This is a genomic window from bacterium (genome assembly GCA_035945995.1).
Taxonomy (GTDB): Bacteria; Sysuimicrobiota; Sysuimicrobiia; order Sysuimicrobiales; family Segetimicrobiaceae; genus DASSJF01.
On the sequence record DASYZR010000033.1, the window covers coordinates 36,395 to 55,677 of the forward strand.

The 19,283-nt window shown below is 70.6% G+C and carries 20 protein-coding genes and 1 other RNA gene; 20 read left to right on the forward strand and 1 reads right to left on the reverse strand.

Annotated elements, in window-relative coordinates:
- Nucleotides 1-31 precede the first annotated feature (31 nt).
- Together VGZ23_03015 and VGZ23_03020 are read left to right on the forward strand one after the other, a co-directional pair.
- Nucleotides 32-862, forward strand: a complete 831-nt coding sequence (locus tag VGZ23_03015) for a class I SAM-dependent methyltransferase (GenBank protein ID HEV2356566.1) — start codon at nt 32-34, stop codon at nt 860-862.
- Complete coding sequence (locus tag VGZ23_03020; protein ID HEV2356567.1) at nt 859-2,067, forward strand: geranylgeranyl reductase family protein; 1,209 nt, start codon at nt 859-861, stop codon at nt 2,065-2,067. The genes VGZ23_03015 and VGZ23_03020 overlap by 4 nt, the downstream gene beginning before the upstream one ends.
- Here the strand turns inward: VGZ23_03020 and VGZ23_03025 are convergent.
- Nucleotides 2,051-3,007: an amidohydrolase family protein gene (locus tag VGZ23_03025; protein HEV2356568.1), complete on the reverse strand. Its 957-nt coding sequence runs from the start codon at nt 3,005-3,007 to the stop codon at nt 2,051-2,053. The two genes, VGZ23_03020 and VGZ23_03025, sit on opposite strands and share 17 nt — an antisense overlap.
- Before the next feature lie 127 nt (nt 3,008-3,134).
- Between VGZ23_03025 and VGZ23_03030 the strand changes: the two genes are divergently transcribed.
- The 18 genes from VGZ23_03030 to VGZ23_03115 all read left to right on the forward strand — a co-directional run bounded on the left by VGZ23_03030 (nt 3,135) and on the right by VGZ23_03115 (nt 19,121).
- On the forward strand, nt 3,135-4,226 hold the full coding sequence (locus VGZ23_03030) for a DUF5009 domain-containing protein (protein HEV2356569.1): 1,092 nt from the start codon (nt 3,135-3,137) through the stop codon (nt 4,224-4,226).
- A gap of 98 nt (nt 4,227-4,324) precedes the next feature.
- On the forward strand, nt 4,325-5,524 hold the full coding sequence (locus VGZ23_03035) for a choice-of-anchor tandem repeat NxxGxxAF-containing protein (GenBank protein HEV2356570.1): 1,200 nt from the start codon (nt 4,325-4,327) through the stop codon (nt 5,522-5,524).
- Nucleotides 5,521-6,282 carry a C4-type zinc ribbon domain-containing protein gene (locus tag VGZ23_03040; protein ID HEV2356571.1) on the forward strand — a complete coding sequence of 254 codons (762 nt, stop codon included), beginning with the start codon at nt 5,521-5,523 and terminating at the stop codon, nt 6,280-6,282. Before VGZ23_03035 ends, VGZ23_03040 begins: the two co-directional genes overlap by 4 nt.
- Nucleotides 6,279-6,758: a ribonuclease HI family protein gene (locus VGZ23_03045; GenBank protein ID HEV2356572.1), complete on the forward strand. Its 480-nt coding sequence runs from the start codon at nt 6,279-6,281 to the stop codon at nt 6,756-6,758. The genes VGZ23_03040 and VGZ23_03045 overlap by 4 nt, the downstream gene beginning before the upstream one ends.
- 161 nt (nt 6,759-6,919) lie before the next feature.
- Nucleotides 6,920-7,438 carry an RNA polymerase sigma factor gene (locus VGZ23_03050; GenBank protein ID HEV2356573.1) on the forward strand — a complete coding sequence of 173 codons (519 nt, stop codon included), beginning with the start codon at nt 6,920-6,922 and terminating at the stop codon, nt 7,436-7,438.
- 363 nt (nt 7,439-7,801) lie between these two features.
- Nucleotides 7,802-8,236 (forward strand): periplasmic heavy metal sensor, encoded by a 435-nt coding sequence (locus VGZ23_03055; protein HEV2356574.1) that lies wholly within the window; start codon nt 7,802-7,804, stop codon nt 8,234-8,236.
- A gap of 90 nt (nt 8,237-8,326) precedes the next feature.
- Nucleotides 8,327-8,676, forward strand: an RNA gene (gene rnpB / locus VGZ23_03060) — RNase P RNA component class A.
- Between the two features lie 53 nt (nt 8,677-8,729).
- The gene (gene iolM / locus VGZ23_03065) at nt 8,730-9,899 is read left to right on the forward strand and encodes a scyllo-inosose 3-dehydrogenase (GenBank protein ID HEV2356575.1); all 1,170 of its coding nucleotides are present in this window, start codon (nt 8,730-8,732) and stop codon (nt 9,897-9,899) included.
- 23 nt (nt 9,900-9,922) lie between these two features.
- Nucleotides 9,923-10,720, forward strand: coding sequence for a Cof-type HAD-IIB family hydrolase (locus tag VGZ23_03070; GenBank protein ID HEV2356576.1), 798 nt, complete (start codon nt 9,923-9,925; stop codon nt 10,718-10,720).
- Between the two features lie 27 nt (nt 10,721-10,747).
- Nucleotides 10,748-11,530, forward strand: coding sequence for an LLM class flavin-dependent oxidoreductase (locus VGZ23_03075; protein ID HEV2356577.1), 783 nt, complete (start codon nt 10,748-10,750; stop codon nt 11,528-11,530).
- A gap of 51 nt (nt 11,531-11,581) precedes the next feature.
- Nucleotides 11,582-12,442 carry a DNA-formamidopyrimidine glycosylase family protein gene (locus VGZ23_03080; GenBank protein HEV2356578.1) on the forward strand — a complete coding sequence of 287 codons (861 nt, stop codon included), beginning with the start codon at nt 11,582-11,584 and terminating at the stop codon, nt 12,440-12,442.
- Between the two features lie 10 nt (nt 12,443-12,452).
- The gene (locus tag VGZ23_03085; protein ID HEV2356579.1) at nt 12,453-13,622 is read left to right on the forward strand and encodes a VIT1/CCC1 transporter family protein; all 1,170 of its coding nucleotides are present in this window, start codon (nt 12,453-12,455) and stop codon (nt 13,620-13,622) included.
- A 20-nt stretch (nt 13,623-13,642) separates the two neighbouring features.
- A complete protein-coding gene (locus VGZ23_03090; GenBank protein HEV2356580.1) occupies nt 13,643-14,455 on the forward strand; it encodes an alpha/beta hydrolase in 813 nt (270 codons plus the stop codon).
- A 70-nt stretch (nt 14,456-14,525) separates the two neighbouring features.
- Nucleotides 14,526-15,491, forward strand: coding sequence for a 3-dehydro-scyllo-inosose hydrolase (iolN, locus tag VGZ23_03095; protein ID HEV2356581.1), 966 nt, complete (start codon nt 14,526-14,528; stop codon nt 15,489-15,491).
- Nucleotides 15,488-16,390: a sugar phosphate isomerase/epimerase family protein gene (locus VGZ23_03100; protein ID HEV2356582.1), complete on the forward strand. Its 903-nt coding sequence runs from the start codon at nt 15,488-15,490 to the stop codon at nt 16,388-16,390. Before iolN ends, VGZ23_03100 begins: the two co-directional genes overlap by 4 nt.
- Entirely contained in the window at nt 16,390-17,304 is a 915-nt protein-coding gene (locus VGZ23_03105) for a TIM barrel protein (protein HEV2356583.1), read from the forward strand. The genes VGZ23_03100 and VGZ23_03105 overlap by 1 nt, the downstream gene beginning before the upstream one ends.
- Nucleotides 17,305-17,322: 18 nt before the next feature.
- Nucleotides 17,323-18,315, forward strand: coding sequence for a D-glycerate dehydrogenase (locus tag VGZ23_03110; protein HEV2356584.1), 993 nt, complete (start codon nt 17,323-17,325; stop codon nt 18,313-18,315).
- Nucleotides 18,316-18,353: 38 nt separating this feature from the next.
- Nucleotides 18,354-19,121: an aldolase/citrate lyase family protein gene (locus VGZ23_03115; GenBank protein HEV2356585.1), complete on the forward strand. Its 768-nt coding sequence runs from the start codon at nt 18,354-18,356 to the stop codon at nt 19,119-19,121.
- Nucleotides 19,122-19,283 lie beyond the last annotated feature (162 nt).

The following is a 19,283-nucleotide window of genomic DNA, read 5'->3' on the forward strand; positions in this document are numbered from 1 at the left end:
GGGGCGATCTCCACTCCGGTATACTGAGCGCGTGAACCCCCATCTCCGCGCCAACCAGGCCATGTGGGACGTCTGGGCGCGCCATCACGTGGCGTCGCCATTTTATGACGTCGAAGGGTTCAGGGCGGGGCAGCGCGCGGGCCGGCGCGGGCTCGACGCGCTCGAGACGCGGCTCGTCGGCGACGTCGCCGGCAAGTCGCTGCTCCACCTGCAGTGTCGTTTCGGGCTGGACACACTGACCTGGGCCCGGCGCGGCGCGGCGGTGACCGGCGCGGATTTTTCGGGAGAGGCGATCGGAACGGCGCGCGCGCTCGCGGCGGAGATCGGCGTGCCGGCCACATTCGTGCAGTGCGACGTCTACGATCTGCCGGATCGGCTGCCGGGCGAGTTCGACGTCGTCTTCACGTCCCACGGGGTGCTCAGCTGGCTGCCCGATCTCGACCGCTGGGGGCGGATGATCGCACACTTCCTGCGTCCGGGCGGTCGCTTCTGCCTCATCGAAGGCCACCCGCTGCCGCTCCTGTTCGACGACACCCGGGCGGATCGTGAGCTGCGGATCTCGTTCCCGTACTTTCCCGGGGATGCGCCGTTGCGCTGCGAGCGGCGGGGATCGTACGCGGCCCCGGACGGGCCGTTCGACAGCGTCACCTACCAGTGGGTCCATCCGCTCTCCGAGGTCCTGGGAGCCCTGCTTCGCGCGGGCCTGCGCCTCGAGTCCTTCGACGAGTACCCGTACGCCGGCTGGGCGATGTTCCCGTGGATGGAGACGCGCCCGGACGGGTTGTGGCAGTTTCCGGAAGGCACCGTCGTCCTTCCATTAATGTTCTCGGTGACCGCGTCAAAGCCGGCGGACCGCGGGTGACCGCCGGGACCCACGACGCGGTCGTCGTCGGCGCCGGTCCGGCCGGGTCGAGCGCGGCCGTGGCACTCGCCGCGCGCGGACTGTGCGTCCTGCTGCTCGACAAGGCGCAGTTCCCGCGGGAGAAGACGTGCGGGGACGGACTGACCCCGCGGGCCGTGGCCGCCCTGCGCGAGATGGGGGTGTTCGACCGGCTGCGGTACGCCGCGGAGCCGATCGCCCGCGTCGACGTCGTGGCACCGGACGGTGCCGCGGTGACGGCGGCCGTGCCCGCGCCGGGCATGGCGGTCGTTCCCCGTGTCCACCTCGACGACGCAATTCGGCGGCGCGCGGTCGAGGCCGGGGCGTCGTTCGACGGCGGGGTGCGGGTGGACGGCATCGTCCGCGGCGACGGCGGCGTCACGCTCCGCGCGGCGCGCGGCGGCCGCCCCGCGACGTATCGCGCGCGCATGGCGATCGTGGCGACCGGCGCGTCGCTGGTGCTGCCGCGCGGGCTCGGGGCCGTGCCCCGCCTTCCGGCGATGATGCTGGCGGCGCGGACGTACGTCGCCCGGCACGCCCCCCGCGTTGAGATCCGATTCGCCGGCGTTCCGCTCCCCGGGTACGGGTGGATCTTCCCGGTCACGGCGTCGTCCGCGAACGCCGGCGTGGGCTTTGCCGCGCGGCGCCGGCATGCTCGAGGGGCATCGTCCGCCCGCGAGGCCTGCGAGCGTTTCTTAGAGACGGTGGAAGCGCCGGACCGTCTCGACCGAAGCCGTCCCGTCGAGGCGATCCGGAGCTACCCGCTCCGCGTGGACTTTCCCGCGTCGGCGGTGTGGGCGGACGGCGTGCTCTTCGCCGGTGAGGCGGCCGGCCTGGTGAATCCGCTGACCGGCGAGGGGATCGACTATGCGCTCGAGTCGGGACGCATCGCCGCGGATCACGCCGCGGCGTTTCTCATGAACGGCGACCGATCGCCCGGTGCCTTCGCCGCCGCCGGTGCGGCGTACGAGCGCACGCTGCGCCGCCGGTTCGAGCGGCTCTTCGCGGTCTGCCGGGTGCTGCGCGACGTCTCCGGCCGTCCGGCGGTGCTCAACCGTCTCGTGCGCGCGGCTTCCCACCGCGACGACTTCAGGATGGCGCTGGTCAACGTCGTGCTGGGCCACCGGGAGCCGTTCGGGCCGGGGTCCGTCAGAGCGGCGCTGGCCCGCCTCACGCTCGCGCGGTAGTCTCGGGCAGGCCCAGCAGGCGGCGGGCGTTGCCGCCGAAGATGGCGGCCCGGTCGGCGTCGGAGACCTCCAAGCCCTCGAACAGCTGCCGCTGTTCTCGTAGGATCCCCTCGCGGTACTCGTCGGACGCGGTGGAATCCGTTCCGAACAGGATGCGGCGTGGTCCGTACGCGCGCAGCAGGTCGCGGAAGACCTGATCGAGTCCGGGCGCGCCCGGGGTGAACTCGCGCCAGTTGTTGGTGCCGGAGGTATCCGTCCAGATGTTTTCGGTGTGATAGGCGAGAAACAGGGCTTCCCGCAGGAAGCCCGCGCCGCAGTGCGCAATCCCGAAGGTAATCTCCGGAAAGTCCCGCGCGACACTCGAGAGCGGCAGCGGATTCGCGTAGGCCAGATCGTAGATCGGCGCCACCGTGATGCCGAAGTGGTAGAGGACGGGGAGTCCCTGCTCGGCGGCGGCCTCGTAGACCGGGTAGACCGCGCGGTCGTTGGCCTGGAAGCGCTGCACCGGCGGATACAGCTTGAGGCCCCGCAGCCCCCACGCGCGGAACCGGCGGACCACGCCGGCCGCGTCCGCCGCGGTCGGGTCGGCCACGCTGCCCCAGGCCTGGAACCGGTCCGGCGCCAGCCGCACGAACTCCGCCAGTTCCTCGTTGCCTTCGCCGATGGCGATGAACACGCCCGTCGCCACGCCGGCGCGGTCGAACGCTTCCTTCCAGCGCGCGGCGTGGACGGCAAGCGTGATGCCCTCCAGTTTGGCAAATCGCTGCGCGATGCGGCCCGCATCACCCATGAGCGCCTCCCGTGCCCGCGGCCGCAGCGCCCACGGCCGGGCGCGCAGCCGATGGAACATCGAAGCGGTGGCGAGGTGAAGGTGGGCGTCGACGATTGACGTGGCGTGACCCTCCCGTCCGAGACTGATCGGTTCGCTTCGGAGAACGATGCCGGCGCGCCGGCGCTTCCACCAACAGGCGGCCCTGGACGGCCCCGCCGCCCTTCACGGCGCCTTCACACGACGCGGGGATAATGGAAGCGGATTGGGGTTGGATTGCAGCAGGGGGACGACGCGCATGCCCGATGCAAAGACCCGCCGGCTCCTCTCTCTGGATGCGTTCCGCGGCGCCGTGATCGCCGGGATGCTTGTCGTCAACAACGTGCCGTGGACCCCCGCGACGCCCCGGCAGCTCATGCATGCGCCCTGGGGGCAGGGCGTGACGTTCACCGACATGATCCTGCCGTGGTTTGTGCTCGCGATGGGCATCGCCGTGCCCCAGGGGCATGCCGTTCGAGGAAGCGCGTGGCTCCGCCTCTGGCGGATCGTCCGCCGGGCCGCGCTGCTCGTGACGTTCGGCGTGCTGCTCAATTCCCTGGAGGCACGCCAACTGACGTTCAACATCGACGTGCTGCAACTGCTCGGACTGTCGTATCTCGTGGCGGCGGCCCTCGGCGGGCTCGCGATCGCGGCGCGACTCGCGGTCGCAGGCACGCTGCTGGCCGCGCACGCAGCCCTGCTGATCCTGGTGCCCGTGCCCGGGTCGGCGCCCGGGGTCCTCCAACAGGGCCATAACATCATCCAGTATCTGAACGACACCTATCTCACGCACTACCATCTGGCGGGGCTGGTGTCGGTCGCGCCGGCGTCCGCGCTCGCCTTGATCGGGAGCGCGGCAGGCGAAGTCCTCCGCCGGGGTGTCCGGCGGGAGATCCCGGCCGCGGTCGCGGTGGCCGTGGTCGGGCTGGGCGGCCTGGTCCTCGCCGCGGGCGGGTCGGCGTGGGGCACCGTGCTCCCGCTCAGCAAGCCGTTGTGGACCCCGTCCTACGCGTTGCTCGCCGGCGGGCTCGGGCTGGTCCTGCTGATGCTGTTCTACGTCCTGGCCGACGTGGCGGGGTGGCGCGTGATCGCCGCCCCGCTCGCGGTGCTCGGCGCGAACGCGATCGTCGCCTACGTGGTGCCGGTCCTGTTCAAGGTGCTGATCCTCGACGCCTGGCACGCGCGGACGGCGGCCGGCGCGTTCGTCACGCTCGAGAGTGCGATCATCTCGTCGCTCCTCGCGCGCCTGGGGACCGTGCCGACGCTGTGGGTCTATACCGGCATCTACGCCGCCCTCTGGTGGCTCGTGCTGTTGCCGCTGTATCGCGCCCGCATCTTCGTCCGCGTCTAACTCCGTCCCCGCTCTTCTCGCCGCGGGCGCGGGGGATCGCGCCGTCCCGGGCGTCGGGCGCCGCGCGGACCTTCAGCTTAGGATAGAATAGAGGAACGATGCGACGTTTCCCCGCGGCCGTGCTCGTCGTGCTCGGAGCCGCCGTGCTCGCCGCGGCCGCGCCGCAGAGCGGAGCCGTGCCGGGTCCCGTTGCCGGTATCCGCCTCCTGGTGCGGACCGGCGACCGGGCCCCCGGCGCCGGCACGTTCACGGTCCTGTCCGATCCGGCGCTCAACGACCGCGGCGACATCGCCTTCGGGGGACAAACGAGCGCGCGGCGGGCCGCGCAGGCGCTGTACCTGCGACATGACGGCCGCGTGTCCCCGTTGGTCGCGGCCGGCCGGGCGGCCGCGACCGGCGGGACGTTCTCCACGTTCAGCGATGTGGTGCTGAATAACCGCGGCACCGTGATCTTCCTGGGGCGGACGACCGACCGGAATGCCCGGCTCGGCCTCTACGCCGCGCGCAGCGGGACGGTGGCGTCGATCGCGGCGACAGGGCAGCCGGCCCCGACCGGCGGCGTCTTCACCGACTTCGCCAATCCCACGATCAACGGGCGCGACGTGATCGCATTCGTCGGCCGCACGAACGGGACGGGGCAGGAAGGAATCTTCACGAACATCGAAGGCACGACGAGCGCCGCCGTGATGGGCGGGCAGCCCGCGCCGACGGGCGGGTTGTTTCAGTTCTTTTTGGACGGCACCCCGGCGGAGAACGACCGCGGCCAGATCGCGTTCGTCGCCGCGACCACCAACCGCGCGACGCAGGGCGTGTACGTGCTCAGCGAGGGCCGCGTCGTCCCCGTCGTGACGACGGACGACTCGGCGCCCGTCGGCGGTCCGTTCACCGAATTCGGGTTCGTGACTCTCACGAGCACCGGCACGGTGGGGTTCGTCGGGCGCACGGCGCACAGTGCGGTCCGCGAGGCGCTGTACGCGACCGGGCGCGCGGTGCTGGTGACCCTCGCACGGCAGGGCGAGACGGTGGCCGGCGTGTCGCTCACCACGTTTGTCAACGCGGCGATGGACAATGCGGAGGATGTCATCTTTGAGCCGGGTGTTCCGGACGTGTTTCCTCACCGCATCTACCTCGCCCGCCGGTCGGGCGTGGCGGTGATCGCCCGGGCCGGAGATCCGGCGCCGGGCGGCGGCCGGTTCGCCGCCTTCAGCCAGCCGGTGGTGAACGGCCGCGGCGCGGCGGCGTTCGTCGCGGAGACGGACGACGGCCGGCACGGCATCTATCTGGTGACGCTGCGATGAGCGCCGCCGAACCGCCGTCGGGGCCGCCCGTCGAGGCGTCGGACGGGACGGCGGCCCTGGCCGCGCTGTGGGCCGTGCAGCAGGTCGATGCGCGCCTGGCGGCCTTGCGCGCGGAGCGGGCCGCCCTGGACGACGGTACGGCGCTGCGGGCGGAGGCCGCCTCCGCCCGGCAGGCGGCAGACGACGCCGCCGCGCGGCTGCATGCCGCGCACGCGACGCTCCGCGACCACGAACTGCAGCTGGCCACGGCGGAGACGAAGCAGAAGAAGGCGTCCGGCGACCTCTACGGAGGCCGCGTCTCGAACCCCAAGGAGCTCGCCGGACTCGAAGAGGAGCTCGCGATCCTCGCGCGGACCCGCGATCACCTGGAGGATCGAATTCTCGCGCTGTTCGACGAGGTCGAGAGGCTCAAGGGCGATTTGGCGGCGCGGCAGGCGGAGGCACGGGCGCTCGAAGAGCGTCTCGCCGCGCACCTCGCCGTGTACGACCGTGAGCGCGGGCGGCTCGAGGCGGAGATCGGGTCCCGGGAGGCCGAGCGGGCCAGGCTCGCCGCCGCCGTCGAGCCCCGGCTGCTCAAGAAGTACGACGGCATCGCGGCGCAGGAGGGCGGCGTGGGGATGGTGGCGATCGTCGGCGGATTCTGCGGTGGCTGCCACAACGACGTGCCGGCCCGGTTCGTCTCCCGCGTGCGCGGCGGCGACGTGGTGACCTGCGAACGCTGCCACCGGATCTTGTATCTGCCCGACGGCGCGCGGTGACGGGGGGATCGCGCCGGCGCCCCGCCGGCCGGAAGACGGGGCGGCCGTCTGCACCCGGGCACGTCCCCGCCGCGGCGTCCGACGTGACGATCTGCATCGACGGCGCCTCGCGGGGCAACCCGGGGCACGCGTCGATCGGCGTTCTCGTGCTGGCCGGCGGCGAGCCGCTCAAGACGATCGCCGAGCGCATCGGCGTCGCGACCAACAACGTGGCCGAGTACAAGGCTCTCCTGCGGGGCCTCGACGAAGCGGCCGCGTTGGGCGCGTCCACCGTTCACGTGCAGAGCGACAGCGAGCTGCTCGTGCGGCAGATTCTCGGGGAGTACAAGGTGCGCAACGAAACCCTGGCGCCGCTGCATCGGGAGGCGCTCGCCCGCATGCGCCGGTTCAGCCGCGTGCACGTCTTTCACGTTCCCAGGGCACGGAACGCGGCCGCGGACGGGCTCGCCAATCGCGCGCTGGACGCGCCGCGCTAAGTCGGATTCCCGGTAGTGCGGCCGGACCGCCAGTGGCGAGGCGGCCCAGGCGCCGCATTTCCGATTTGACCACGCGCCAGAAACTTCGAGGATGACCCTGTCATACAATTGACCGGGCGAGACGACTAATGTGTCGACAAATGAATCCGACAGGACCGTAAATGGATATTTGGGGGCTGCGGGCCCTCCTGGAGCGGAGCCATCGTGAGAACTACGGGTGGGCGCTCAGCTGTTGTTCGCATGATCTTCGAGAGGCCGAAGACGTGCTCCAGACCGTTTACCTGAAAGTTTTGGACGGGAAGGCGAGATACGATGGAAGGGCGACGTTCAAGACGTGGCTCTTTTCGGTGATTCGCAACACGGCCGTCGAAGAGCGCCGGCGCACCATCCTGCGCAGGCTGCTGTGGATCAAATGTCGGAAGAACACCGACCACGTCGTGGAAGGAGATCTTGACGAAGCGGCCCATCAGTCGCAAATCCGCGCACTGTTGCGGAGCACCCTTGCCGCGCTTCCGAAACGGCAGCGAGAGGTTTTGCAGTTGGTCTTCTATCATGGCTTTAGCCTGCAGGAAGCCGCGGATGTGATGGGGATCTCAATCGGCTCCGCGCGTACGCATTACGACCGGGGCAAGAAACGACTCCGCCAGTGGTTGGAGGAATCCAAGATCTTGGATGAATGACGACCGGCACGAAAGGGAAATGAGAGAACTCTTCCACGCGCTCAAGCGGCGGGACGAGCGCATCGCACCACCCTTCTCCAGGAGCTGCGAAGGCGCGTTGGCTCGCATGCGAAAGCCTTCCCGATCTCGGCGCCTCGCTCGAGTTACTGCCGCCGCCGCGCTTGGTCTGCTTGGCGTGTTCGGGTTCTTCTTCATGCACCCCACGAGGCCGCCGGAACTGAATATTGTCTCCGGGTGGCAGTCACCTACAGCGCCTCTACTGAAATCTCTCGATGACCCGCTGCTGAAAACGGTCCCACGCCTCGACGAGCCTTTGGTAGAGATCAAACTCGTTACACCAGAGAAAGGGAGCGGAGGCTCAAGATGACAAATCGATCGAAAGTTGTGGCGTCCTGCCTTGCGCTGCTCTTCTTCGTTGCGACCCCTCTTTGGGGGCAACAATCCCCCGACCCGATCGGTGACGCCCTTTTCGCCCCGGAGTTGGTGATGCAAAATCAGCAGGCGATCCGGCTCACCGACGATCAAAAGAGCTTCATCATTGCAGAGATCCACAAAGCGCAATCCCAGTTTCCTGAGTTGCAGTGGCGGCTCCAGGGTGAGATGGAGACGATGGCCTCTCTCCTGAAGCAGGACCGCGTCGATGAGCAAAGGGTTCAGGCGCAACTCGACAGGGTGCTGGGTCTCGAGCGCGAGATCAAACGGGCTCAAATTACCTTGCTGGTCCGCATTAAGAATACGTTGACTCCCGAGCAGCGAGGGCGCCTTCAAGAAATCAAGAAGAAACTGCAGGGGAAATAACCAGCGTCCCGGTCGTGGCCACGCGCCAAACCGGCGCGTGGTCTCTTCGTTGGTTGAACGTCCAGCCGCAGCGTGTTACCATGTGGGCCGGGAGCAGGCCAGGCGGCCGCGGGCGGAGTATCGTCCGAGGAAAGTCCGGGCTCCATAGGGCAGGGTGCTGGGTAACGCCCAGTGGGGGCGACCCCGAGGACAGTGCCACAGAAACATACCGCCGCCGCGCGGCTCGATCGGCGCGGTGGTAAGGGTGCAAGGGTGCGGTAAGAGCGCACCAGCGGCCGGGTGACCGGCCGGCTCGGCAAACCCCACCCGGAGCAAGGTCACGTAGGGGGAGATGAGGCGGCCCGCCGATCCCCGGGTAGACTGCTGGAGGCGCCGGGCAACCGGCGTCCTAGAGAGATGGCCGCCCTCGACAGAACCCGGCTTACCGGCCTGCTCCCATGGTGATCTTTCGTGCACGCGCGGTGTCCGCGCCGCGGGCCGAGGAGGGTGTCCGGTGAAGGGACTGCAGTTTGCGGCTGAGTGGGCCCCCCGCCCCGACTATCGCGTGTCCGAGTTCGAGGAGCGGACCGGCAAGGCCGTTACCGGATCGAGCGTGTGGCGGCATCCCTCGCTTGGACTGGTCGACGTCGCGGAGCCGCCGCTGGGCCCGCAGGACGTGCGCCTGCGGCCGCGGGCGTGCGGAGTCTGCGGGTCCGACGTCCACTTTCTCGAAACCGACCGGGACGGCTACATCCTCTATCCCGGGCTGACAAAGTTCCCCGTCGTCATCGGGCACGAGACGAGCGGCCAGGTCGTCGAAGTCGGCGCCGAGGTGACGGATCTGCGCGCCGGCGACCTCGTCACCGTGGAGGAGATGATCTGGTGCGGCCACTGCATCCCCTGCCGCAACGGGTGGCCCAACCAGTGCGAAAATCTCGAGGAGATCGGCTTCACGATCAACGGCGCGATGGCCGATCAACTGGTGGTCGGCGCGAAGTACTGCTGGTCCCTCGGCGCGCTCGCGGAAGCGTACGGCAGCGAGGACGCCGCCTCGGAAGCCGGGGCGCTGTGCGAGCCGACGAGCGTCGCGTACAACGGGATGTTCGTCCGGGGTGGGGGATTCCGGCCGGGCGGCATCGTCGCCGTGTTCGGCACCGGTCCGATCGGGTTCGCGGCGATCGCGCTGGCCCGCGCCGCCGGCGCGAGCCACGTCGTCGCGTTCGAAGTCAGTCCGATGCGGCAGGCGCTCGCGCGGCAGGTGGGCGCGGACGAGGTGCACAGCCCCGTCGAGGTGGAGCGCGCCGGCTCGAGTCCGCATGAGGTCATCCTCCAGGCGAGCCGCGGCCGGGGGGCCGACATGCTGGTGGAAGCGGCCGGCGCGCCGACGCGGACCGTGCCCGAGATGGAGCAGGCGCTTGCGATCGGCGGCCGGATCGTGATTATCGGTCGCGCGGCCGAGCGGGCGCCGATGTACCTGGAGCACCTGCAGACCCACGCCGGCCAGGTCTTCGGGGCGCAGGGCCACTCCGGCTACGGGACGTTTCAGAATGTCATCCGCCTGATGGCGTCCGGCCGCGTCGACCTCCGGCCGATCATCACGAGCCGGTTCCCGCTCGCCGAGGCCCGCGACGCGGTGCTGCGCGCGAGCAGGCGTCAGGACGGCAAAGTGATGGTCCGCATCTGAGCGCCTCCCGCTACCGGCTCCTTGTGACCGATATCGACGGCACGCTGGTCCCCGAGGACAAGATCGTCCGGCCGGGAGTGATCGACGCGATCCGCCGGGCGCAGGGGCGGGGGATAAAAGTATGCCTCGCGACCGGGCGGCCGTGGCAGGCCACGCAGCCGTTCGTCGAGGCCGTCGGCGCCGATCCGCCGGTCATCATCTACAACGGCGGCCTCGTGTACGACTTCACGAACGACCGGGTCCTCTGGCGGACGGCGCTCCCGCAGGCCGTGGCCCGCGCGGTGCTGCCGGTGTTGCGGCGGTTCCCTCAGACTTCGCCGCTCCTGTTCCTCCACGGTCAAGTGTACGCGGAGCGGATCACGCCCGAGACCGCCTTGTACGCGCATCGGGATCGCCCGCTCGTCATCCAGCACACGCCGAGTTTTCAGGCGCTGCTCGACGCCTCCCCGGACGAAGATCCTCTCAAGATGCTGATCGTCGGCGAGCCGCCGGACCTGCGCGCCATCGACGAGGCGCTCGGGGCGCTGCCGATGCCGGTCAACCGCGTCTTCTCGCAGAAGGACTATCTCGAGATTCTGCCCATCGGCAACAACAAGGGCCGGGCGCTGCCGGTGCTGGCCGAGGCGGTCGGCGTCCCCGTCGGCGAAACCGTGGCGGTCGGGGACGCGCACAACGACTTGGCGATGATCCAGACCGCGGGCCTCGGGGTGGCGGTGGAGACGAGTCCGCCGGACGTCATCGCCGCGGCGGCCTGGACCTGCCCGCCCCCGGAAGAGGAAGGGCTGCGGGTGGTGATCGAGCGGCTGTTCTTTCACGACTGACGTCGTGAGGACCGGGAGGTCAGGCCGATGGGACGGGGGATCGCGGTCTTCGCCGGTGTCGGCGCGGATGTGGTGCGCGCCACGGCCCGGGAGGCGGAGGCGCTGGGTTATCGGTCGTTTTGGGTGAACCACCCGCCGGCGATTGACGGCTTGGCCGCGCTCGCCTTCGCCGCCCGGGACACGCGCCGACCGGACCTCGGCGTCGGCGTGATTCCGGTCCACAGCCGCCCGCCGGAGAGCATCATCGACGGGGTCCGCTCGAACGCGCTGCCGCTCGACCGCCTGCTGCTGGGCGTCGGCGGCGCCGGCCCGGGCGCGCTGCGCCGCGTGCGCGAAGGCATCGCCAAGCTCCGGGGTGCCGTGTCCTGTCGCGTCATCGCGGCGGCCCTCGGTCCGAAGATGTGCCGGCTCGCCGGGGAACTCGCCGACGGCGTGCTCCTCAACTGGTTGACGCCCGCGCACGCCCGCCGGTCCGCGGAGTGGGTGCGTGAAGGCGCCGCCGCGGCGCCACGTCCGGCGCCGCGCGTCCTGGCGTATGTCCGTGTGGCGATCGGTCCCTCCGCCCGCGACCGGCTGCGGAGCGAGGCGGCTCGGTACGGTACCATTCCCGCGTACGCGGCGAATTTTGCCCGAATGGGCGCCGCTCCGCTCGACACCGCGATCGCGGTCAACGAGCCGGCGCGGGTCGCCGACGCGCTCGCGGCGTGGGACGGCGTCGTCGACGACGTCGTAGTCCGCGTCATGCCGGCCGCGGACACGGTCGACGATCACCTCGCCGTCGTCCGCGCGGCGCGGCCGCCGGAGGCGTGACCGGCCTGGGCCGCATGCGGTCCGCGGGCCGCCGCAGTCCGGTGCGCGCGGATGCCTGAGCTGCCGTTTGTCACGATCGTCGCGGAAAACCTGGCGCCGCTTGTCGCGGGCCGGACCGTCGAAGACGTGATCGTCCGGGGCGTCTCGGTGCTCAAGACCGTCTCGCCACCGGTGGCGGACCTTCGCGGACGGCAGGTCGTGGGCGCGCGCCGGCGCGGCAAACTCTTGGTGCTGCATTTCTCCGGCGGCCTCGCGGCCGTCATCCACCTCAGGCGCAACGGCCGGCTCCGCATGGTCCCCCGCGGCGGCGGCCGCACCGTCCGTGACCTTGCGCTCGTCCTCGCGTTCGATCAGGGGCCGGATTTGCACATGATCGAGATGGGCCCGAAGAAGGCCGCCGCCCTGTGGGTGTACCCCGCGGATCGCCTGGACGCGGCGGCCCCGCTCGCCGGCCTCGGTCTCGAGCCCTTGTCCCCCGAGTGGACGCGCGACGCGCTCGCGCGGGCGCTCGGCGCCGCCGGAATGCGTCTCAAGGCGTTTCTGGTGACTCAACGGTACGTCGCGGGGATCGGCAACACCTACGCGGACGAGATTCTCTGGGAGGCCCGCCTCTCCCCGCAGGCGATGACGACCGCCCTCGGGCGCGACGACGTGGAGCGGCTCCACGCAGCGGTGACCTCCACGCTCGAGCGCGGCATCGCATCACACCGGGCCGCGGCCGCCGGTGCGCTTCCGATGAAAGAGCCGCCGGCGCACCTGGCGGTGCATCGTCGGGGCGGCGAGTCCTGCCCGCGGTGCGGCACCCGCATCGCGGTCATCTACTACGAGGACCGGGAGACCTACTACTGTCCCGCGTGCCAGGCCGGCGGCAAGGTGTACGCCGACCGCCGGCGCTCCCGGTTGCTCGCGTAGGAGGGTGGGGATGAGTCAGCCTGAGTCCGGCGCCCACCGCGAGGAGGCGGTCGCCCGTCTCCTGTCCGCGTGGCGGGGAGAGATCCAAGCCCGCGCCGCCTACGACGCGCTCGCGGCGCGGGAACGCGATCCCAAGCGGGCGGCGGTGCTCCGGCGGATGGCGGACGGCGAACGCGGGCATCGCGAGCGTATCGAGGCCCGTTTGAAGGAGCTCGGCGTAGCGATCCCCGATCCCGCGTCGGTGCGCCTCCGGCTGTGGACGCGCCTCCAGATCCGGCTGGCGCCGACGGAGAAAGTCCTCGCCTGGCGGGAGTCTCTCGAAAACGATGAGGCCGCGGACCTCTACGGCCGGCCGACCGGCGACGCCGCGACCGACGGCCTGTTCGGTGAGATTCGAAAGGACGAGCTCGCCCATTCGCTGGCCGCCGACGAGATGCGCTCGGGCGCCGTCGCCGGCGCGGAAACGCCGGAGGGCCGCCTCCGGCGGATCCTGGGCCGCGAGCGGTGGCATCAAACCGGCGCCAGCTGGATCTCCGGCGCCGTGTACGGCGCGAACGACGGGCTCGGCGCCGTCTTTGGGATCGTAGCCGGGGTGTCCGGCGCGACCGGCGGCTCGAGTTTCGTGCTCACCGCGGGGCTCGCGGGCGCGGTCGCCTCGGCCCTGTCCATGGCGGTCGGCGCCTTCCTCGCCGAGCGGTCCGCGTCAGAAGTGGCCGCGGCCAACATTGCCGGCGAGCGGAGAGAGATCGAAGAAAACCCCGCGGAAGAACGCGAGGAGCTGTCGCTGTTCTACCAGCTGAAGGGCCTGCCGGAACGCGAGGCGGATGAGCTGGCCCAGCGGCTCGGCGAACAGCCGGAGACGATGCTCCGGACCCTCGTCACCGAGGAACTGGGCGGCACGGGGGAAGGCGGGAATCCTACGCAGGCCGGGATCGCCGCCGGGTTGAGCACCGGGCTCGGCGCGTTCATTCCTGTGCTGCCGTTCTTCTGGCTCCACGGCATCCCCGCGGTGGTGTGGGCCGCGGTGATTTCTCTCGTGGCCCATTTTCTCGTCGGGGCGGCGAAGTCGCTCTTTACGCTCCGCAGCTGGTGGTCGTCCGGCCTGGAGATGACCGCCGCCGGCCTGATCGTGGGGGGCGCCACGTACGTCCTCGGGGTGTTGTTCAGGGTTTCGCCCTGAACCCGCGCCCTGCGGGTCCAGTGCTCAACCACGTCCTCGTCGCGGATCCCGCCGCCCGTCCGCGGTCCTGGCTCCTGATGCTCCACGGCATCTTCGGCGCCGGCCGCAATTGGGCCACCGTCGCCCGCCGGCTCGCGGCCGCGCGCCCCGATTGGGGCATCGTCCTCGTCGACCTCCGGATGCACGGCGCGTCGCAGGGCCTGGCCCCGCCGCACACGTTGGAGAGTTGCGCGGCGGATCTCGTCGGGCTCCGGGAGGTGTTGGATGCGCCGGTGGGCGCGGTGCTGGGACATTCCTTCGGCGGCAAAGTCGCGCTGACGTATCTCGAACGCCGTCCGCCCGAGCTGCGCGGGATGTGGATCGTCGACGCCGATCCGTCCGCCTCGGCACCTCAGGGCGCCGCCTGGGACATGCTGCGGGCGGTCGACGCCCTGCCGCGCCGGTTTGGCTCGAGGGATGAGCTCGTGGCGGCCCTCGGGCGCTTCGGGTTCGACCGCCGCGTCGCGGAATGGATGGCCGCCAACCTCGACCGGGCGGGCGGCGGGTATCGCTGGCGGCTCGACTTCGCCGCGCTCGAGGAGTTGCTGCGGGACTTCTTCCGGTCGGACCTCTGGAATGTGGTCGAGCACGCCCCCGCCGGCGTCGACCTGCACTTCGTAGCGGCGACGCGCTCGAGCGTCATCGGCGAATCATCCGCCGCGCGCCTCGAGGCGATCAGACGGACAGGAGGGCGTGTCGTTCTCCATCGCGTCGACGGCGGACACTGGCTCAACGCCGACAATCCGGACGCGCTGGTCGCGCTGCTCGCGGGCAGTCGGCCGTCGGACCCGTGAGGGACGCGTCCAGGGAACCCTGGGTTCGTCCCGAAGTCTTGCGGTAAACGCATCTCCGTGGAGGTCACGCGTGGCCAAATGGACGATCCCGCCGGCGGGCGGGCACATGGACAAGCGCACCGGCATCTACCTGCAGAACATGACCGGCCATGAAGTCGACGAACGGCTCCAGAAGAACGACATCCTGATCGTGCCGCTCGGCGCGACGGAAACCCACGGCGCGCACGCGCCGCTCGGCGAGGACGTCTTCCTCGTCTGCCGGATGGCGGAGGAGGTCGCGGCCCGCACGGGCTGCACGGTCGCGCAGCCGGTCTGGTACGGCTCGCACCCCTATCACCACCTGGGGATGCAGGGCACGATTGTCGTCCCGGAAGAGATCTTCGCCGGCTACGTCCGCGCGATGATCGCCGGCTTCTGGAACCTCGGATTCCGCAAGCAGATTCTCTTGAACGGCCACGGCCAGGAGTACGTGATCCCGACCGCGATGCACCAGTTCGCCAAGAAGTATCGCGTGCCGAGCCTCCTGCTGCTGGTCAACTGGTACCATCCGATCCGGGACCATTTCCGGTTGACGAGCGAAGGCGGACCGTACGAGACCCCGTTCATCCACGGCGACGAGGTCGAGACCTCCTGGTCGCTCGCGCTGTTCCCTGATCTGATCGACATGCGGTACGCGCCCGACAACCGCGTGCAGGGCTTTCTGCCCGGGGACCACGTGGACAAGGCGGGCAATTTGTTGAACCGTCCCATCAATTGGTACAGTCAGGTCGGCGCGGGACCGATCGAGGTCAAGGCGTACATCGAAGGCGTCGTCGGCCGGAGCAGTCTCGCCCGCGCGGAGAAGGCGTACGCGGGGGTGGAGCAGCTCCTCGATTACCTGGAGCGCCTCGTGACGGACGTTCACCGCACGTTCCCGCCCGGCACGCTGCCGCCGATCGAGATGATGACGGAACGCGATCCCGCGGAACTGGAGGCCGTGCTCAAAGGCCCCCGGGCCGGCGGCAAGAGCATTTACAGCCTCGGCTATCCCCCGTGAAGCTCGCGTACGCGATTTCCGCGTCCCCGACACAGTTTCAGGCCGTCGCGTCGACCGATGTCTACGAGACCATCCCGGCGCTGGCCGGACTCGGGTTCGACGGCGTGGAGCTGGCGATCCGCGATCCGGCCCAGGTCGACCTCGAACCGCTCGCGGCCGCCGCGGAGCGGGCGGGGGTGGCCGTGCCGGCCATCGGCACGGGCCAGGCCTACATAGAGGAAGGCCTGGGTCTCACCGCACCCGAGGAACACGTGCGCGTTCGCGCCGTTGCGCGGCTGCTGGGCCAGGTCTCGGCCGCCCGGCGGTTCGGGGCGCTCCTCATCGTGGGGCTCATCCACGGGCCGATTCCTGCCGGCACCGATCGTTCGGTCGCGGAGGAGCGGGTCGTTCAGGGCCTCGGCACGGTCGCCCGGGCCGCCCGCACGGCCGGCGTGCGGCTCGTCGTCGAACCGATCAACCGGTACGAGAGCAACTGGCTGAACACGGTGGACGAGGTGCTCGACCTCCTCAACCGTCTCGGGGAAGACAACGTCGGCGTGCTGCCGGATACCTTTCACATGAACATCGAGGAGGCCGATCTCCCGGCCGCCCTGCGCCGGGGCGGGCCGCGCGTCTGGCACGTTCACATGGCCGACAGCAACCGGCGGGCGCCCGGATGGGGGCATCTCGCGTTCGCGCCGGTCGTGCAGACGCTGCGCGAAATGGGATACGGCGGGTTTGCGTCGGCCGAAATTCTGCAGACGCCGGGCGTCCTCGACGCCGCCTGGCAGACGATCGGGGCGCTGCGGCGGCTCGTCCCGCGGGCCGCCCCCGAGGTGCGGTCGGTGGAGGCGCTCCGCGCGCCGGGCAACGGCCAGACGCCCCGCTCCGGCCCGGGGGATTCGCGGGAGGTGACGTGATGCAGGAACCATGGAGCCGCTATCTGCGTCTGGGAATCGTGCACTCGATGGCCTACCCGGCGGTCATGAAGGGCGACGGACCGTATGTCGAGACGCTGCGGGAGCTCGCGTCGGACCCGTTCTTTACAGCCGTCGAGGTGGGATGGGTGCACGACGCGGAACAGCGCCGGCAGGCGGCGGTGCTGCTGGCGGAGGCGCATCTCGACGTGGTGTTCGGCGCGCAGTCCGCGTTGCTGACGACGAAGTCTGATCTCAACGCGGCCGACGAGAAGGCGCGGCAGAGCGCCGTGGCGTTGGTCCGGGGATGCATCGATCAGGCGGTGGACCTCGGCGCCCGCCGGGTCGCCGTGTTGAGCGGACCGTATCCGGGTCCCGCCGGCCTGGCCCGGGCCGTCGACCGGCTGGTGGAGTCCCTCCGCGAGATCTGTGCCTACGGGCGGGGCCGCGGCGTCGGGATCGCACTCGAGACCTTCGACCGGACCATCGAGAAGCGAGCACTCGCCGGGCCGACCCCGCTGTGCGTTGCGATCTCCGAGCGGGTGCGCGAGACCGCGCCCGAGTTCGGGCTGATGCTCGACCTGAGCCATCTGCCGCTGCTCGGCGAACGGACCCGCGACGCGCTGGTGGCGGCGCGGGACCATCTCGTCCACGCCCACATCGGCAACTGCGCAGTGCGCGACCGTGCGCATCCCGCGTACGGCGACGTGCATCCGCGGTTCGGCATCGAGGGCGGCGAGAACGACACGCCGGAGGTGCTCGAGTTTCTGCGCGTGTTGTTCGAGATCGGCTACCTCGGCGGGGCGGGGGCACGGCCGTTCCTGAGCTTCGAGGTCAAGCCGCTGCCCGGCGAGGCGACCGCCACGGTCGTCGCGGGGACGAAGCGGGTCTTCACGGACGCGTGGGCGCTGTTGTAGTCAAGGGAGGTTGAGGCCATGGCCACACCGAGAATCTACGTGACGCGTCCCCTGCCGGAGCCGGCCGACCGCGTGCTGCGCCAGGCGCCGGTCGAGGTCCGCGGGTGGGACCGCGGCGACACGCCGGTCGCGCGCGACGTCCTGCTGCGGGAAGTCGTGGACGCCGACGGCATCGTCTGTCTCATCACCGAGAAGGTGGACGCCGAGCTGATCGAGCGCATGACCCGCTGCCGGGTGATCGCGCAGGTCGCCGTCGGCTACGACAACATCGACGTGGCCGCGGCGACGGGCAAGGGCATCTTCGTCACCAATACCCCCGGGGTGTTGACGGAGACCACGGCCGACATGGGGTGGGCGATTCTGATGGCAGCCGCGCGGCGCGTCGTCGAAGGCGACAAGTTCACGCGCTCGGGCCGCTGGAAGACGTGGGAGATCATGGGGTTTACGGGCCAGGACGTCTGGGGCGCCACGCTCGGCATCGTGGGGATGGGCCGGATCGGCCGGGCCCTCGCGCGGCGGTCGACGGGGTTCGGGATGCGGGTGCTCTACAGCAACCGTCATCGCGTCCCGGAGGACGAGGAGCGGGCCGTCGGCGCGCGGCACGTGGCGCTCGACGAGCTGCTGCGCGAGTCGGACTTCGTCGTCGTCTCGGCGGCGCTCAACGCGGAGACCCGCCACCTCATCGGCGAGCGGGAGCTGGGACTGATGAAGCCGACCGCCGTGCTCGTCAACATCGCGCGCGGCCCCATCGTCGACCAGCGGGCGCTGTACCGGGCGCTCGTCGACAACAAGATCTGGGCGGCCGGGCTCGACGTCTTCGAAACCGAGCCGGTGCCGATGGACGAGCCGCTGCTCAAGCTCGACAACGTCGTCATGCCGCCGCATCTCGGCAGCGCCAGCATCGCGACGCGGATCAAGATGGCGCGGACGGCCGTCGAGAACTGCCTGGCCGGCGTCCGCGGCGAGGTGCCGCCGAACGTCGTCAACCGCGAGGCGCTCGACCGGCGCTAAACCCGGGCGGGGGCGATCCCATCGTGATGGCGAACCGCATGAAGGCCGCCCTTCTGGGGGGGCGGCCGGCGATCGGGTTGTCGGTGATGATTCCGTCGCCGCAGATCGTCGAGATGGCGGGCCGGCTCGGCTTCGATTGGGTGCTGATCGATTGCGAGCACGGCACCCTCACCGCCGAAACCGTGGCCTTGATGGCCATGGCGGCGGAGGCGGCCGGGAGCACGCCGATCGCCCGGCCGGCCGCGAACACCCCCGAGGCGATTCTCGCGGTCCTCGAGGCGGGCGCGCTCGGCGTGCAGGTCCCGCATGTCGGCAGCGCCGCCGACGCGCGGCGCGCGGTGGCGGCCGTCAAGTACCATCCGCTCGGCACCCGCGGCCTCGCCGCGGGCACGCGGCCGGCCCGCTACGGCTTCGGCGGGTCGACGGCCGACTACGTGGAGGCGTCCAACCGGGAGACGCTCGTCTGCGTGCAGATCGAAGACCGCGACGGGCTCGCGGCGCTTCCCGAGATTCTCGCAGTACCGGGCGTCGACGTGTTCTTCGTGGGCCCCTCGGATCTCGCCCAGGCGATGGGCCATCCCGGGCGAACGGACGTGCCCGAGGTGCGCGCGGCGATCGACGGTACCCTCCGCGCGATCCTCGCCGCCGGGCGGACCGCGGGCTCGACCGGGCCGCCGGAGGCGATTCCCGGGCTCATCGCGCGGGGCGTTCGCTACACGTACACGCACCTGACGCGGCTGCTCGCGCAGGCGGGCGGCGAGGTGCTGCGCGCCGCGCGCGAGGCCCGATCGCCCGAGATGCTATAATGGCGCCACTCGTCGTGGAGGACAGGTGACCGCGCGGCAGATGGAGATGCGGTGTCCGCAGTGCGGCCGTCCCAACGTCGTGAGCCACGTAACGATCCGCTGGGCCCACGTCCGCGGGGCGTTCGTCCCGGAGCGGGGCTACTACTGCGTCGCGTGCGGCAA

What these genes read in the sequence shown, in the direction of transcription:
- VGZ23_03050 (HEV2356573.1), top strand. Translation starts at nt 6,920, where the DNA reads ATGGATATTTGGGGGCTGCGGGCCCTCCTGGAGCGGAGCCATCGTGAG.
- VGZ23_03080 (HEV2356578.1), top strand. Translation starts at nt 11,582, where the DNA reads ATGCCTGAGCTGCCGTTTGTCACGATCGTCGCGGAAAACCTGGCGCCG.
- VGZ23_03030 (HEV2356569.1), top strand. Translation starts at nt 3,135, where the DNA reads ATGCCCGATGCAAAGACCCGCCGGCTCCTCTCTCTGGATGCGTTCCGC.
- VGZ23_03115 (HEV2356585.1), top strand. Translation starts at nt 18,354, where the DNA reads ATGAAGGCCGCCCTTCTGGGGGGGCGGCCGGCGATCGGGTTGTCGGTG.
- VGZ23_03040 (HEV2356571.1), top strand. Translation starts at nt 5,521, where the DNA reads ATGAGCGCCGCCGAACCGCCGTCGGGGCCGCCCGTCGAGGCGTCGGAC.
- VGZ23_03055 (HEV2356574.1), top strand. Translation starts at nt 7,802, where the DNA reads ATGACAAATCGATCGAAAGTTGTGGCGTCCTGCCTTGCGCTGCTCTTC.
- VGZ23_03085 (HEV2356579.1), top strand. Translation starts at nt 12,453, where the DNA reads ATGAGTCAGCCTGAGTCCGGCGCCCACCGCGAGGAGGCGGTCGCCCGT.
- VGZ23_03105 (HEV2356583.1), top strand. Translation starts at nt 16,390, where the DNA reads ATGCAGGAACCATGGAGCCGCTATCTGCGTCTGGGAATCGTGCACTCG.
- VGZ23_03075 (HEV2356577.1), top strand. Translation starts at nt 10,748, where the DNA reads ATGGGACGGGGGATCGCGGTCTTCGCCGGTGTCGGCGCGGATGTGGTG.
- VGZ23_03110 (HEV2356584.1), top strand. Translation starts at nt 17,323, where the DNA reads ATGGCCACACCGAGAATCTACGTGACGCGTCCCCTGCCGGAGCCGGCC.
- VGZ23_03035 (HEV2356570.1), top strand. Translation starts at nt 4,325, where the DNA reads ATGCGACGTTTCCCCGCGGCCGTGCTCGTCGTGCTCGGAGCCGCCGTG.